The sequence below is a fragment of the Citrobacter sp. Awk 4 genome (assembly GCF_028069725.1).
Classification (GTDB): domain Bacteria; phylum Pseudomonadota; class Gammaproteobacteria; order Enterobacterales; family Enterobacteriaceae; genus Citrobacter_D.
The window spans coordinates 14,802-30,333 of record NZ_JANEWG010000027.1; the positions used below are offsets into that span (position 1 = coordinate 14,802).

At 55.3% G+C, this 15,532-nt stretch carries 11 protein-coding genes; 1 reads left to right on the forward strand and 10 read right to left on the reverse strand.

The window, feature by feature from the left end:
- Nucleotides 1–9: 9 nt before the first annotated feature.
- From NNO04_RS12985 to NNO04_RS13025, 9 genes are read right to left on the reverse strand one after another with little or no spacing between them, the layout of a single operon-like run.
- Entirely contained in the window at nucleotides 10–723 is a 714-nt protein-coding gene (locus NNO04_RS12985) for a DUF1266 domain-containing protein (RefSeq protein WP_442870735.1), read from the reverse strand.
- A 2-nt stretch (nucleotides 724–725) separates the two neighbouring features.
- A complete protein-coding gene (locus NNO04_RS12990; RefSeq protein ID WP_271445009.1) occupies nucleotides 726–1,925 on the reverse strand; it encodes a PcfJ domain-containing protein in 1,200 nt (399 codons plus the stop codon).
- A 26-nt stretch (nucleotides 1,926–1,951) separates the two neighbouring features.
- A complete protein-coding gene (locus NNO04_RS12995; protein WP_271445010.1) occupies nucleotides 1,952–2,710 on the reverse strand; it encodes a tetratricopeptide repeat protein in 759 nt (252 codons plus the stop codon).
- Nucleotides 2,691–3,413 (reverse strand): two-component system response regulator BaeR, encoded by a 723-nt coding sequence (gene baeR / locus NNO04_RS13000; protein ID WP_271445011.1) that lies wholly within the window; start codon nucleotides 3,411–3,413, stop codon nucleotides 2,691–2,693. Before baeR ends, NNO04_RS12995 begins: the two co-directional genes overlap by 20 nt.
- Nucleotides 3,410–4,813, reverse strand: a complete 1,404-nt coding sequence (gene baeS / locus NNO04_RS13005; protein WP_271445012.1) for a two-component system sensor histidine kinase BaeS — start codon at nucleotides 4,811–4,813, stop codon at nucleotides 3,410–3,412. The genes baeR and baeS overlap by 4 nt, the downstream gene beginning before the upstream one ends.
- Complete coding sequence (locus NNO04_RS13010; RefSeq protein ID WP_271445013.1) at nucleotides 4,813–6,225, reverse strand: MFS transporter; 1,413 nt, start codon at nucleotides 6,223–6,225, stop codon at nucleotides 4,813–4,815. Before NNO04_RS13010 ends, baeS begins: the two co-directional genes overlap by 1 nt.
- 4 nt (nucleotides 6,226–6,229) lie before the next feature.
- Nucleotides 6,230–9,307 carry a multidrug efflux RND transporter permease subunit MdtC gene (gene mdtC, locus NNO04_RS13015; RefSeq protein ID WP_271445014.1) on the reverse strand — a complete coding sequence of 1,026 codons (3,078 nt, stop codon included), beginning with the start codon at nucleotides 9,305–9,307 and terminating at the stop codon, nucleotides 6,230–6,232.
- Nucleotides 9,308–12,430: an MdtB/MuxB family multidrug efflux RND transporter permease subunit gene (locus NNO04_RS13020; RefSeq protein WP_271445015.1), complete on the reverse strand. Its 3,123-nt coding sequence runs from the start codon at nucleotides 12,428–12,430 to the stop codon at nucleotides 9,308–9,310.
- Nucleotides 12,430–13,677, reverse strand: a complete 1,248-nt coding sequence (locus NNO04_RS13025; RefSeq protein ID WP_271445016.1) for an MdtA/MuxA family multidrug efflux RND transporter periplasmic adaptor subunit — start codon at nucleotides 13,675–13,677, stop codon at nucleotides 12,430–12,432. The genes NNO04_RS13020 and NNO04_RS13025 overlap by 1 nt, the downstream gene beginning before the upstream one ends.
- A gap of 277 nt (nucleotides 13,678–13,954) precedes the next feature.
- On the opposite strand from NNO04_RS13025, the gene NNO04_RS13030 reads away from it, so the two are divergent.
- Complete coding sequence (locus NNO04_RS13030) at nucleotides 13,955–14,014, forward strand: type I toxin-antitoxin system Ibs family toxin (RefSeq protein ID WP_203361243.1); 60 nt, start codon at nucleotides 13,955–13,957, stop codon at nucleotides 14,012–14,014.
- Nucleotides 14,015–14,115: 101 nt separating this feature from the next.
- Here the strand turns inward: NNO04_RS13030 and yegD are convergent, their stop codons facing one another.
- Nucleotides 14,116–15,468, reverse strand: a complete 1,353-nt coding sequence (gene yegD, locus NNO04_RS13035) for a molecular chaperone (RefSeq protein WP_271445017.1) — start codon at nucleotides 15,466–15,468, stop codon at nucleotides 14,116–14,118.
- Nucleotides 15,469–15,532: the final 64 nt, after the last annotated feature.

Consider the following 15,532-nt stretch of genomic DNA (forward strand, 5'->3'; position numbering starts at 1 on the left):
GTTCGTCTCTCAATTGAGTTCAAAAATTTTAAAGTCATTCCACGGCAATTCTCGCCAGTGGCTGAGTGGATTTTCCAGATACTGCATGACTTCCTGGAGATCGCGCCCCACCACTGTTGTCGGGGTGTGGTGTAGCTCCAGCCATGTCTGGCGTGCGCGAACGTAAGCGGTAGCGTAATCTTCCCAACTGTGAAAACAGTCCTGAGCACGCTGGGCGTTGAGAAGTAAAACCAGCCATGCCTGCTCGTCGCGACACCAGCCTAATCCGGCGATGCAACGCGTTAAAAAGGCGGTACGTGCGCAGTCGAAAGCCAGCGCGTCACGCACCTGTCCCTGGGCGGCTAACTGATCATAAAACCCGCGTGGCGTTTTACCGACACCGGCAGGCCAGTGTTGCAAAATATCCGCAACCTGCTGGCGTAGTGTGTCTTCGCGAAGATTTTCCGCCAGTCCCAGTTCTTTTTTCACCTGCTGCGCCAGGTGATGACGTTTATGCTCATCAATGGGCAACGCCAGCGTGACATCTTTCGTTTTCAAACCGTTGCGTAAAATAAGAATATCCGCCAGCGCCAGCGCCCATTTGCGACGACGGGTGTCGCGGCGTCGTTCTGCCAGCCGCGCATGTTCTTGTTCCTGTGCGGTGGGTGTTTTTCTGCGCGTCGCTTTTTTGCATTTCCAGATAATCACCAGGATGGCGACCAGCAGTGAAAGGAGTAGATGCAATATCATTTCCTCTCGTCAGCGGTTAAATAGCGGGTGGTTTGCAGCGTGATGCTTTCAATTTCAAACGGTTCGCAGGTGGTGTTTTTTCCGGCAAGGGTGGGATGCCACAGTTGTTGCGGGTACAACATTTCGGCTGCCGTGGCGACCGTCGGGTCGATCGTCTGTAGCTGGTGTAGCTCGCCCGGCGCGCTGTGCAGCAGCAGCCACTGTAGCGCGATAGGCGGGTCCGGAACGTGTCGCAGTAAATGGAAGTTGTTGTGCAGCACACTGAGCAGAAAACCTTCATCGTGGATATCGGTAATGAATTTCCAACCCTCGTGTTCTGGCGTTTTTTCGTAAACAATTCCCATGCCTTCGCAGTCGGCATGGCGTGTCGGTTGTGGCGCGATGTGGCGCAGTAAATGCAGAACATCGGCGGCGTATTTCTTCACCGGATGACGGTTTTGTTTGCCTTTGATCTGCTCGATTTCCAGCCCGTCACGCTTTACCTGCATGCTCATGGTGACATGAGGAATATTATTTTCGTCGCGCAGGCTAAACAGGCGCATTGCCCCCTGTTCAATTTGCCTGGCGTAGTAGTCACCGTAGCCGCCAGCCAGCGTGTTGTTATCCTGAAATTGCCCCACGCAGTGCTGCATGTGCCAGGACTCATAGGCCATTTCGCAGCGTAGCGCCGGATGCATGGCGTCAAATTCAACCAGCGTCCCGCAAGTTACGCGGAGCACTTTTTTTAGCACCTCCTGGGTCGCGGGATGCCAGCCTTGTTGACGGCGGCGCTGCATTTTTTTGTGTTCCGCTTCGCGCATCGCCAGGGCGGTAAAACAGTTGATACGCTGCAATTTACCCGCCAGCCGGGTGTCATTTTGACGGGAGAGAAACTCCACTAAATTGCGCTCTGTGGCGTGCAGTTGCGGATGTTGTGGGTCGAGGTAGTAGAACGTTGCGCCGCCGGTCAGTTTTGGCGGCAACCAGTCGGGCATGTCAGTCTGCGCACCGAACCAGGTGGCATAATCAAGCGCGTTTCGAATGGGGGAAACGAGGGGAAAACTGCCGATAGCCCAGCGATAAAAGTGGTTGGTCAACCAGCGGCGAATGTCTTCACTGTCACCGCGCTGTTCACTGCGCGAAGCAATGGACGCCATGACATCGGTGGAATTGATGACATTGCGCGGTTGGTAGGTCTTAACGCTATCTGCATTCATGGCTTTCCCTGCCTGGTTGGGAAACGTCAGTCAACGCGCAGATAGCGCCCGTCGGCGCTGACGTTAGCACCAAAACCGCATTGGCTGGGATCATCTGTTTTCACGTCGATCGTGTCGGGCGATACGGTTAAAGAGATGTCACAATGGATATAATCGCCTTCTCTGAGTGCGATGACTCCGGCATTATTTTTTAGCGTGACCTTCTCAGAGAACTCGCCCATATTGGGACCGTAATATATCGCCATCATGCCAAAATAATAGCCCTGAAAATCTACCTGGTAGTCGGATTTATTTTCCAGCGGTTTTATGGTAAGCGTTTCCCACGTGCCCAGCCCTACGTAATTCCAGTATTCGCCCGCTGCAGTTGAGGGAACGGGCAGTGCCGCCAGGTTATCTTTGATCAGCCCCAGATTATAGACAGACTTACGATCGTCAGGTTTGATCATCAGCCAGGCGCGGGCTTTACGCCACTCGCCTTCGCGCATCCAGGTGAGCGCAACGTTGTTGTACGCCGTGGCGATGGCTTTGTCGTCAAGTTGACAGCCTTCACTCCAGATCACCTGCTTTTCAAACGCCTCACGCGCTTTAGCGTAGTTTTTCGCTTTGTAGAATTGTTCGCCCTGACGGGCATAGTCAGAGATTTTTGCGCAGTCGGCGGCAAATTGTTGCTCGGAGATTTCTGCGTGAGCGATGCCTGAGAAAAGCAGAAGCAGTAACGCGCTATTTCTTATATCCACGACAATCCCTTCGTTCTGGTGAATGATGTTACGCAATCCTACAGGCATCCGCTTCCCAGCGATAGCCAACACCATAGACGGCACGAATAAATGACTGCTCAGCGTCCAGAGACTCCAGCTTGCGGCGAAGGTTTTTGATATGACTGTCGATGGTACGGTCGGTCACCACACGATAATCGTCATAGAGGTGATTAAGCAGTTGCTCGCGAGAAAAAACCTTGCCCGGCTCGTGCGAAAGGGTTTTCAGTAAGCGGAATTCGGCAGGCGTTAAATCAAGCATCTTCCCGCGCCAGGATGCCTGAAAGCGGCCTTCATCAACAATCAGCGGGCTGTCGGCGTCCAGCTGCTGCATCTCTTTGTGTGGGCGGCAACGGCGCAGAATGGTTTTGACGCGGGCGACCACTTCACGCGGGCTGTAGGGTTTGCAGATGTAATCATCGGCGCCAATTTCCAGCCCCAGCAGTCTGTCGATCTCTTCAATTTTGGCCGTCACCATGACTATCGGAACTTCAGAAAAACGACGGATCTCCCGACACAGGGTTAAACCGTCGGTGCCGGGGAGCATGAGATCCAGCAGGATCAGATCGGGCGGTGTTTGACGCACGTAAGGCAGTACCTGATCGCCGTGACTGATTAGGGTCGGCGCATAACTTGCGGCTCGCAGATAGTCGATAAGCAGTTGTCCCAGTTTGGGTTCATCTTCCACAATCAAAATACGTGGCGTGTTTTCATCAATGGGTAACTCAGTCATATATCTCTCTGTATATCGCGTTCCAGCGGTAACTCTACTGTAATGCTCACCCCGCCAAAAGGCGAATGGGCGGCGCGGATGTGGCCATTATGCGCCTGTACAATGTTGACGCAAATCGCCAGCCCCAGCCCGGAACCGCCACTGGCGCGGTTGCGGGAGCCTTCTGTCCGGTAAAAACGTTCAAACAGCTTCTGCAACTGTTCGTCACTGACGCCGGGGGCGGAATCCGCGAAGGTCAACAGCAACGACTTGTCGCGTTGTTCAGCGGAAATATGCAGACCGCCACCGCTATCGGTGTAGCGCAGACTGTTTTCCAGCAGATTGTTGAATAACTGCATCAGGCGATCCCGGTCGCCAAATACGCAGACGCTGTCTGGCAACGAAAGCTGTAACGTCAGCCCCCGGCTGGCAAAACGCTCGCGAAACGCGCCGCCGGCGACTTCCAGTAGAGGAATAAGATCAACCGGGGTTTTCTGGTACGCGAGCGCGCCTTCATCAGACATCGACAACTGATGCAGATCGTCTACCAGCTTCGTTAATGTGCCGACTTCGGCCTGTAAGGACGCCACCGACTCCGGCGTAAATTGACGCACGCCATCCTGAATCGCCTCCAGTTCACCGCGCAGAACGGCCAGCGGTGTGCGCAGTTCATGAGAGATATCGGCCATAAAATCGCGGCGCATTTGCTGATTTTTTTCCAGCGTACTGGCGAGCTGGTTAAAGTCCTGCGCCAGTTTGCCCAGCTCATCTGCGCTGGTGGAGGCCACGCGAGTGGTGAAGTCACCGGCAGCCAGCTTGTGTGTGCCTTCCACCAGCCGTTTCACGGGCGCCAGCAGTCCGCGTGCCAGTGAAAAAGTCGCCAGCGCGGCCAGTAGTGTGGATAACGCCACAATCAACCAACTGGTTCGGCGCTGTTGTTTATCAAAATTAATGTCGGTATTGCGCGTTAAGCGTTCGACAGGGGAGGCAATGACCGCGCCGACTTCCATACCATTCACGAGGATGGCCCGCCGCGTGCCGTCGGGGGGAACAGGGGCTCTGGGACCGACCAGGACACGGGCATTTTGGTCGACGACCCAAAACTGGGTGCGCCAGCCGTGGGGGGGCATCCCCGGTCCGGGTTTGTCATCGTCATTATCATGTTCTAAAGAGCGCAGGATCTGGAACACAAAACGGTCGTTATTGCGTAAAAAACGCCAGTTGCCATGTAACTGGTACTGCTCGCCCAATGCGTCGCTCAGCAGTTGCAAACGCTGTTCGTTGCCCTGTTTGATGTAGTCAATAAATCCGCGCTCGAAGCTAATACGTACGGCCCAGTGCATGGTGATGAGCAAAACAATGCAGGTGGCGAAAATAGCCAGAAACAGTTTGCCGGTGATACCGGGTCGCCAGAATTTCATTACAGACTCCTTTTTCGCCGCGAAATGACCGTGTTTTTGTGTGTGTCGTTAGGGACCCTGGAAAAAATGATCGCCGGGAGTGCAATGATGAACGCCATGCAAAGCCAGCTGTACATAAAGACGGTTTGTGTTGCGCCTGCCTCAGCGATGAGGTGTTGTTGACCAAACATTCCCAGCAATAATCCGGCAATGGTCACGCCAATACTCATCGACAACTGCATGATCATCGACAACAAACTGTTGCCGCTGCTGGCTAAATCGTCCGGAAGGTCTTTCAGCGTCAGGGTGTTCATTGAGGAGAAACGAGTTGAGTTCACCATCCCTTGCAGGAACAGCACAAAAGGCAGGAGATAATACCAGCCCAGCAGCGCCGTGGTCATAAACACCAGGCTGACCAGCGCCAGACCGAGGGTAGTGGCGACCAGTACGCGGCGATAGCCAAACCGGTTGACCACCTGCACCACGATTCGTTTCATCCCCATACTGCCCAGCACCATTGGGATCATCATTAACCCGGCATGGAAGGGCGAGAAACCCAGACCAATCTGCAAAAATACCGGGGTCATGAAGGGGAGCATGCCACTGCCGATGCGTCCGGTGAAACTGCCAAGCAGCCCGAGCGAAAAGGTGTGAGTGCGAAATAAGTTGAGACTAAACAGGGCGCGCGCATTGTTCTTCGCATGCTGGAGATACAGCAGGATTGCCATGATACCGCTGGCGATGAGTACCGCCAGCGCGGCGTGAGAGATCCCCGACCCTTTACCGCCATCAAGCGCCAGCGTGAGGAGCGCCATACCGACGGCCAGCAGCAGAAACCCGGAGAGATCAAAACGCCGCGTTTGCATCGTGTAGTTTGGCATCAGCAGCAATGTGGCGATAGCGCCAGCGATCCCAACGGGAATGTTGATCAGGAAAATCCAGTGCCAGGAGGCGTACTCCACCAGAATACCCCCTAATGCCGGGCCGAGCAGCGGACCAATCTGACCGGGCAGCGTCACGAAGGTCATGGCGGCCATGTATTGTTCGCGCGGGACGATTTTCATCACCGTTAACCTGCCGACCGGCACCATCATTGCGCCGCCAACACCCTGCAGTACGCGCGCCATCACCAGTTCATTGAGTGTGTTGGAACCTGCGCAAAACAGCGATCCCAGCGTGAACAGGATGATGGCGGAAAAGAAAATGTTACGCACGCCGATTTTGTCCGCCAGCCAGCCGCTGGCGGGGAGCATCACGGCCACGGTCAGCACATACGACACGACAACCATGTGCATATGCAGCGGGCTTTCCCCAAGGCTTTTCGCCATCGAGGGAAGCGCGGTGTTCACAATCGTGGTATCCAGCGACTGCATAAAGAAGCCGAATGCCACAATCCAAAGTTGCCAGCGGGTGCTGTCGGGAAGTTCAGTCATTTTTCTATGCCGATACGGTTTTACGGTTTCTGCGCGAAAAACGCAGCCGCAGGCGGTCAAAAAAGAGATACACCACCGGGGTGGTATAGAGCGTCAGCAGCTGGCTCATGATAAGCCCCCCGACAATCGTAATCCCCAGCGGCTGGCGTAACTCTGAGCCGTCTCCGCCTGATAGCACCAGCGGCAGTGCGCCAAATAACGCCGCCAGGGTGGTCATCATGATCGGGCGAAAACGCAGTAAACAGGCCTGAAATATCGCCTGTTCCGGCGTCAGATTGCCATTTCTCTGCGCGTCCAGTGCAAAATCGACCATCATGATGGCGTTTTTCTTCACAATGCCAATTAATAGCATTATCCCTATCAGGGCAATTAGGCTGAACGGGGCATCAAAAAGCTCCAGCGCCAGTAGTGCGCCGACGCCAGCTGAGGGGAGCGTTGAGAGAATGGTCAGCGGGTGAACATAGCTTTCATATAACATCCCCAACACGATGTAGACCGTGGCGATTGCCGCCAGAATCAAAATCACCTGGGCGTTCATCGTGTCCTGGAATACCTGTGCGGTACCGGCAAAACTGCCGCGAACCGTGGAGGGCACCCCAAGCTGTGTCATGGCGCGGTTGATGGCGTCAGTGGCCTGGGAAAGCGATGTTCCGGTCGGCAGGTTAAAAGCGATGGTTGAGGCGGCAGATAAGCCCTGATGATTGACCGACAGCGGGGCGTTAGCGGGCCGCCATTTTGCAAAGCTCGAGAGCGGGATCGCTTTCCCGTCGCTGTTAATTACGAACATTTTATCCAGCGCGCTGATGTCCTGGGTATAGCGCGAGTCCACTTCCATCACCACTTTATACTGGTTCATCGGCTGATAGATGGTCGAAATCTGCCGCTGCCCAAAGGCATTGTTCAGTAAACTGTTCGCCGCCTGAACGTCGATACCCAGCCGTGACATGGTATCGCGATCGTAAATGAGATCCATCTCTGCGCCGTTGTCCTGCTGGTCGGAGTTAACATCGGCCAGTTGCGAAAGCGAGGAGAGCGATTTACGAATTTTGGGTTCCCATTCGCGCAGCGCCGCCAGGTCATCGGACAACAATGTGTACTGATAGCTGGCGTTGGCCTGACGTCCCCCGACGCGGATATCCTGCACCGCCATCAGAAACAGATTCGCGCCGGGCTCTTTTGCAAGCTTTACCCGCAGCCTGTCGATGACCTGCTGAGCGGTTTCATGCCGCTCATCGCGTGACTTCAGGGTGATAAACATCATGCCGCTGTTGACTCGCGAACCGCCGGTAAAACCGGTGACGTTATTCACCGCCGGATCGTCGCGGATGATTTTCATAAAGTCTTCAAGTTTGCCGCGCATCGCCTGGAACGAAATGCTCTGGTCAGCCTGAATGCCGCCCATCAATACTCCGGTATCCTGCTCAGGGAAAAAGGTTTTGGGGATTGAAATATAGAGCCAGATATTCAGTGCGATGGTACCAAGCAGAACAACGCCTACCAGACGGGTATGTTTTAACACCCACTTCAGTGAGTTGCCGTAACCCTGTTGTAAGGCGACCAGCAGGCGTCCAAAACCCCGCTTGCGTGTCTGCTCGCGCGGTTTGCCTGATTTGAGCATCCAGCCGCACATCATCGGGGTTAAGGTCAGCGAGACGAGCAATGAAATCCCGATAGCCACTGACAGCGTAACGGCAAATTCGCGCAGCAGCCTGCCGGGTAATCCCCCCATCAGCAGCAGCGGCAGGAATACCGCCACCAGCGAAAGACTCATGGAGAGCACCGTGAAGCCCACTTCCCGTGTTCCCTGTAGTGCCGCCTGTAAGGGTTTCATCCCTGCTTCAAGGTGACGGGAGATGTTTTCCAGCACCACGATGGCGTCATCGACGACAAAGCCGGTCGCAATAGTTAACGCCATCAGCGACAGGTTATTCAGACTAAAGCCGCACAGATACATGGCGGCGAAGGTGCCAATCAGCGAAACCGGCACGGCGACGGCAGGGATCAAGGTTGCACGCCCGGAACGCAGGAATAAAAACACCACCAATACCACCAGGGCGATGGAAATGATGAGCGTCTGTTCTACCTCTTCCAGCGAGGCCCGAATCGTCGGAGAGCGATCCTGCGCAATTTGTAAGTCGATGGAGGCTGGGATCAGCGTTTGCAGGTCGGGAATTTTCGCCCGAATACTGTCCACCGTCTGAATGATGTTGGCTTCCGGCAGTTTGCGGATCATCAACAATATCGCCGGTTTTGCGTTGGTCATCCCGGCATTACGCACATCCTGTACCGAGTCGGTGACCGTGGCGACATCCCCCAGTCGCACCGCTGCGCCGTTGTTGTAATGAATGATCAGCGGTTGGTATTCGGCGGCTGTTTTCAGTTCATCATTGGTCTGTATTTGCCAGCGTTGGTGCTCACCGTCGAGCGCGCCCTGGGGTTTTCGCACATTAGCATCACTGATGGCGGTACGCACATCGTCCAGCGAAACGCCCTGGTTAAACAGCGCCTGAGGATTCAGGCCAACGCGCACGGCGGGTAACGAACTGCCGCCAACATCAACATCGCCCACGCCGTCGATTTGTGCGATGGTCTGGGCAAGCTGCGTCGAGGCGAAGTCATACAGCTCGCCCTGGGACCAGGTATCCGATGTCAGCGTCAGGATCATGACCGGCGCGTCAGACGGATTGGCCTTCCGGTAGGTCGGGCGGCTGGGCATGCCACTGGGGAGTAAACTTTGCGCGGCGTTGATCGCCGCCTGCACGTCACGCGCCGCGCCGTTGATATCGCGGTCGAAATTAAACTCAAGAATAATGCGTGTGCTGCCCAGTGAACTGCTGGAGGTCATTTCAGTAATGCCAGCAATCCGCCCGAGCGAGCGTTCCAGCGGCGTAGCGACTGAGGAGGCCATTGTCTCCGGCGAAGCGCCCGGCAACGAGGCGCTTACCATGATCACCGGGAAATCTACCTGCGGCAATGGCGCGACCGGTAGCAGCCGGAAGCCCAGCACACCGCACAGGGTAATCGCGATAGCGATTAAAATGGTGGCGACCGGACGATAAATGAAAAGGGCGAAAAATTTCATTTACGCTTCCTCTTCCCGGCGCGAGAAGCGGCTTTTCATCGACAGCGATAAGCGGTCAAACAGCAGATAAATGACTGGTGTAGTGAACAGCGTCAATACCTGGCTGACCAGCAGACCACCCACCATGCCAATGCCCAGCGGACGGCGCAATTCAGCCCCGACGCCGGTACTTAACATCAACGGCAACGCCCCCAGCAATGCCGCCAGCGTCGTCATCAGGATCGGACGAAAACGCAGCAAACAGGCCTGGAAGATAGCTTCCTGCGGCGCCATGCCCTGTTCGCGCTCAGCGGCAAGGGCGAAGTCGATCATCATGATGGCGTTTTTCTTGACGATACCAATCAGCAGAATGATGCCGATGATGGCGATAACATCCAGCTCACTGCCTGCAATCATCAAGGCCAGTAGCGCGCCGACGCCAGCCGTTGGCAGTGTGGAGAGAATGGTGATGGGGTGAATAAAACTTTCGTACAATACGCCAAGCACGATGTACATCGCCACCACGGCCGCCACGATAAGCCAGACGGTGTTGCCGAGGGCGGCCTGGAAGGCGAGGGTGCTGCCCTGGAATTGGGTGGTGATATCCGCAGGCAGATTGAGCGTTTTTTCGCTGTCCAGAATCGCCTGTACCGCGTCGCCGAGCGCATAGTCGTCCGGTACGTTAAAGGAGATGGTGGTGACCGGGAACTGATCGAGATGGTTAATGGAAAGCGGGGCAAAACGCTGGCCGATACTGGCGATAGCGCTGAGCGGCACAATGCCGCCGTCGCGACTGGTCAGACGTACGGAATCTAACGCCGCCAGCCCTGGTGTGTTTTCCGTGTTGTGTTCAAGGACCACGCGATACTGGTTTGCCTGAGTATAAATCGTCGAAATCAGTCGCTGGCCGAACGCGTTATACAGTGCGTTATCGACATCAGCCATGCTGATCCCTAACCGGCTGGCGCTGTCACGGTCGACATTGACATACGCCACCAGGCCTTTGTCCTGCCAGTCGCTGCTCACGTCCGAAAGCTGCGGCAACTGTTGCAGTTTCTCCACCAGCGGCGGCACCCAGGTACTTAGCGCATCCAGCGATGTCGCCTGCAGCGTAAACTGATACTGCGTGCGGCTCACCTGGGTATCAATGGTGAGATCCTGCGTCGGCTGAAGATAGAGATCCACGCCCGGCACGGTGTCCACCGCTTGCTGCAGGCGCGCAATGACCTGCGAAACGCGATCGTCACGCTCATCGAGGGGTTTCAGGTTGATTTGCAGACGGGCGCTGTTCAGTGCCGGATTGGTGCCATCCACGCCGACAAACGCAGTCAGACTTTCGACGGCAGGATCATTGAGAATGAGGTCGGAGACCTGCCGCTGGCGCTGTGCCATGTTGGCGAACGAGCTGGATTGCGGCGCCTGCAGTGTTCCCTGAATAATGCCGTTATCCTGAACCGGGAAGAAACCTTTCGGAATAAATACCCACAACATCACGCTCAGTAGCAGCGTACCCACGGCGACGCTGAGCGTCAGCCAGGGATGATTGAGCACTTTCGCCAACAGATGGCCATAACCGGCGATAATGCGATTAAACATTTTTTCCGAAGCGCGGGAAAAACGGTTTTGCTTACGCAGTGATTCCTGGCTTAGCATCCGCGCACACATCATTGGGGTCAGCGTCAGCGATACCACGGCGGAAATCAGAATAGCGACCGCCAGCGTCACGGCAAATTCACGAAACAGTCTCCCGACGATATCGCCCATAAACAGCAGCGGGATAAGCACCGCAATCAGTGAGAAGGTTAACGAGATAATGGTAAAGCCGATCTCGCCCGCCCCTTTGAGCGCGGCCGCCAGCGGTTTCTCTCCTTTTTCGATATAACGCGAAATGTTTTCGATGACCACAATCGCGTCATCCACCACAAAACCGGTGGCGATGGTGAGCGCCATCAACGTCAGGTTATTGATGGAGAAATCGAGAAATACCATCACGGCGAAGGTACCGATCAGCGACAGCGGTACAGCGACGCCGGGAATAATGGTGGCGGGAATATTGCGCAAGAACAGATAGATAATCATCACGACCAGCGCAATAGCCAGCATCAGTTCGAACTGGGTGTCTGTCACCGAGGCGCGAATATTGGTGGTGCGGTCCGAAAGTACCGTCACTTTGACCGATTTCGGCAAACTGTCGGTCAGTTGCGGCAACATCTGACGAATACTGTCTGCGGTGGAGATAATATTCGCGCCAGGCTGGCGCTGCACATTCATCACGATGGCTTGTTCTTTATTGGCCCAGGCACCGAGCCAACGGTTTTCTGCACCCTGTTCAACGGTAGCGATATCGCCGAGGCGTACAGGCGCGCCGTTTTGATAAGCAACGATCAACTGACGATATTCATCCACAGACTGCATCTGATCGTTGGCGGAGAGCGTAACCGCGCGAGTGGGACCGTCAAGACTGCCTTTCGCTGAATTGACGTTCGCGCCGGTGATGGCGGTGCGGATGGTTTCGCTGGTGAGACCCTGCGCGGCAATAGCCTGAGCATTCAGCTTCACGCGGACTGCCGGACGTTGCCCCCCTGATAGCGTCACTAAACCCACACCGGAAACCTGCGAAATTTTTTGCGCCACCCGTGTTTCGACCATATCTTCTACCTGCGTCATCGGCAGGGCAGTGGAGGTGACGGCGAGCGTCATAATGGGCGGATCTGCCGGGTTAACTTTGCTGTAAACCGGTGGATTAGGGAGATCGTCCGGCAGCAGATTGGTGGCGGCATTAATGGCGGCCTGGACCTCCTGCTCGGCGACATCCAGCGGTAGTGAAAGCTGAAACTGTAGCGTCACTACCGATGCGCCGCCTGAGCTTTGCGACGACATCTGTTTCAGCCCCGACATCTGCCCGAACTGGCGTTCAAGCGGGGCGGTGACGGCGGAGGTCATCACATCGGGGCTGGCGCCAGGATAGAGCGTCACCACCTGAATCGTCGGATAGTCCACTTCGGGTAAGGCGGCAACGGGCAAGAACCGATAGCCGATAATCCCGGCCAGCAGAATCGCCACCATCAATAACGTCGTGGCGACAGGGCGCAGAATAAACAGGCGGGAAGGGCCGCCCGTTCTGCCTGGCGGTAACACCTGCATCAGGAGTTCGCTCCTTTTTTGCCATATTCTCGCGTGGTGGCTTTACTGTCAGTTGTGGTGGCGGATTGTGCCTCCACCACTTCAACTTTCGCCCCTTCCGTCAGGCGGTCAATACCGTCGGTGACGACACGATCGCCGACGGACAATCCGGCGCTAATCACCACTTGTTGGCTGTCCTGAATACCGGGTTGTACCTGATGTTTGCTGACCTTGTTTTCATCGTTCAGTACCCAGACAAAATGGCCTTCGTTACCCATTTGTACGGCGGCAGTGGGAATCACAACAGCATTGTGCTCGGTTCCTACCAGCATTCGCGCATTGACAAACTGATTCGGGAACAACGTATCATCCTGATTATTAAAGCGTGCTTTAATCTTGATGGTACCGGTAGTGGCATCAATCTGGTTGTCCAGACTCAGCAATACCCCTTCACTCAGTTTTTGTGCGTTGGTGCGATCCCAGGCCTCAACCGTGACGGGTTTCCCCGCTTTTTGCGCCTGCATCACCGTGGCGATATCGCTTTCCGGCAGGGTAAAAATCAGATCGATAGGGTGGGTTTGAGTGATAACGACGATCCCGGTGGTGTCGCTGCTGGAGATCTGATTACCGATATCCACTTGTTTCAAACCGACGCGACCGTCAACCGGTGCCGTAATACGGCTCCAGTCAAGCTGGAGTTGCGCGCTGGCGACGCTGGCCTCATCAGCCTTAATCGTTCCCTGAGTTTCACTGACCAGTGCCTGTTGGGCGTCCAGTTCCTGACGGGAAACGAGATTAGTTTTCGCCAGTTGTTGAAAGCGGGCTAAATCACGGCGGGCATTCGCCAGTGTGGCGTTGTCTTTTGCTAACTGTCCTTGAGCCTGCGCTAAGGCGACCCTGAACTGGCTGGGATCAATCTCCGCCAGCAGATCGCCTGCTTTTACCTGTTGCCCTTCCTGAAAGTGCAGCGCCATCAGTTGACCGTCCACGCGACTGCGCACTGTCACCGTATTGGCTGCAGTCACTGTTCCCAGTCCGGTCAGATAGCGTGGCACCGCTTGTTCTACGGCAGTCGCCGCCTGAACCGGCGCTAACGGGCCGGAGCGCATACCGCGTCGACCTTGCCCTGCGGGGGGCTGCGTATGCCCGGTGGCGTCTGGTGTGATTCCCGGTGTTTCGCCACGACTGTGCCAGAACCAGATTGCGGAAATGGCCGCCGCAGCGACCACTATGGCTATCACCCAGCGGGATGTGTTACTGCCTTTCATCGTTATAAGTTTTTCATCCTGAAACGTTTCGCGGAATGGTACTAGTTTAGCCATCTAACAAGGGAAAATAATGGAGGAATTATGAAACACGGTCTGGATTTGTCTGAATGGCGACGGGCTTTGCGAGGCGTTACGCAACAATTATCGGCAAAAATAGAGGGTGCTGGGTATTACGTTAAAGTGGCGGCACGGCGAAGGAGGTAAGCCACTCATTTCAGCAGGACGCTGAAACGGGAAAGCCCCTCCCGAGGAAGGGGCCTTAAATAAGGAAAGGGTTATGATGAGGTTAGTCATCATACTGGTGATACTCTTAGTTATCAGCTTCCAGGCATACTAAGACACCAGGGGGAGGGGAAAACCTCTCCCTTACCCTCACTCCTGACGTTAAGCGTTGGCAACGATAAAGTCAATCTACCCGCTGCTGAGCTTGCGAGACGGTTAGCGAAAAACCACGTCCGCCCAGCGCGCCAGACCGGCGGTCACTGAACCAAAATCATCGCCCCCGGCAATCGGAATTCCTGGTAGCTGTTCGGCCAGCGCCTTCTTGAGCAGCGGTGAACGCGCGCTGCCGCCAGTCAGGTAAATCACATCCGGTTTTTCCTGCGCGTTATCCAGCGCCAGTTGAACCTGCTCCAGAATTCTTGCCAGCGGCTGATTCAGCGCCGCTTCCAGCCCTTGCTGGCTTATCGCCGCCGCAAGTTCGTCGCTGATGAAAGGCAACGACGTGGTGACATTTGTCTGTTCCGAAAGCGCAATTTTGCTTTCTTCCGCACTGCGCACCAGGCGATAGCTCAGACGCTGACGCCAGACTTTAAGCAGCAGCGCGACTTTGTCTGCTTCACGCGCGTCACGAACCAGATCGTTAAGTAAGCGACCGTTGGCGGTGCTGTAAAAATCACTTTGCGCAGGGACATCGTTTATGGCGACGGCGTTCCACCACGGCAAAATTGGCAGCGCGATACCTTTTTCTGTTTCTCCACCCATACCGAGCAGCGGCATCAGGTTTTTAAACGCCAGCGCGATATCAAGATCGTTACCGCCAATGCGACAGCCGCTGTGGCCGAGCAGGCTGGTTTCACGATCGGCGCGTTGATGCCATTGGGGGCCCATCAACAGCAACGAGCAGTCTGTGGTACCGCCGCCGATATCTACAACCAGAACCCGTTTTTCTTCGGTCAGTGTGGCCTCATAATCCAGCCCTGCTGCAACAGGTTCATACTGAAAAACGACCTCCTGAAACCCCGCACGTTTTGCCGCACGTTCCAGAATCCCTTGCGCCTGAGTATTCGCGTCGTCTCCGCCTAATCCCTGAAAGTTGATCGGGCGACCAATGACCGCCTGAGTGATCGATTCCGGCAACTGACGCTGTGCCTGATGACGGATGTGCAGCATCATGGCGCAAACCAAATCCTCGAACAGCGCAACCTGCTGCGGCTTAAGTCCGCTGGCGCCTAAGAACGATTTGGGCGATTTAACGAAGTAAACTTCTTCAGGATCGTCAATGTACTGGGCCAGCGAGGCGAGTCCAAACTGTACGCTTTCCGGGTTGACATCAATGTCTTCTTCACGGTTATAGCGCATCGCGCGACGCAACAAGGCCTGCGTTTCGGTATCCGTTGCCGGGACATCGTGATGGCGGTACAACCATTCACTCACCGATTCGCGCGTTGGAGCGCAAAGCATGGAGGGCAACAACGTACTGTTATTTTCCATCCGCAGCAGGCGTGGTTGCCCGTCTTGCATAACGGCCACTGAACAGTTCGCCGTACCGTAATCAAAACCAATAAACACTGAAAAATCCCCATGCCAGTAAAGGAGGGGCGTGACTTTAACGGAATGTCGTCGTCCCGACAAC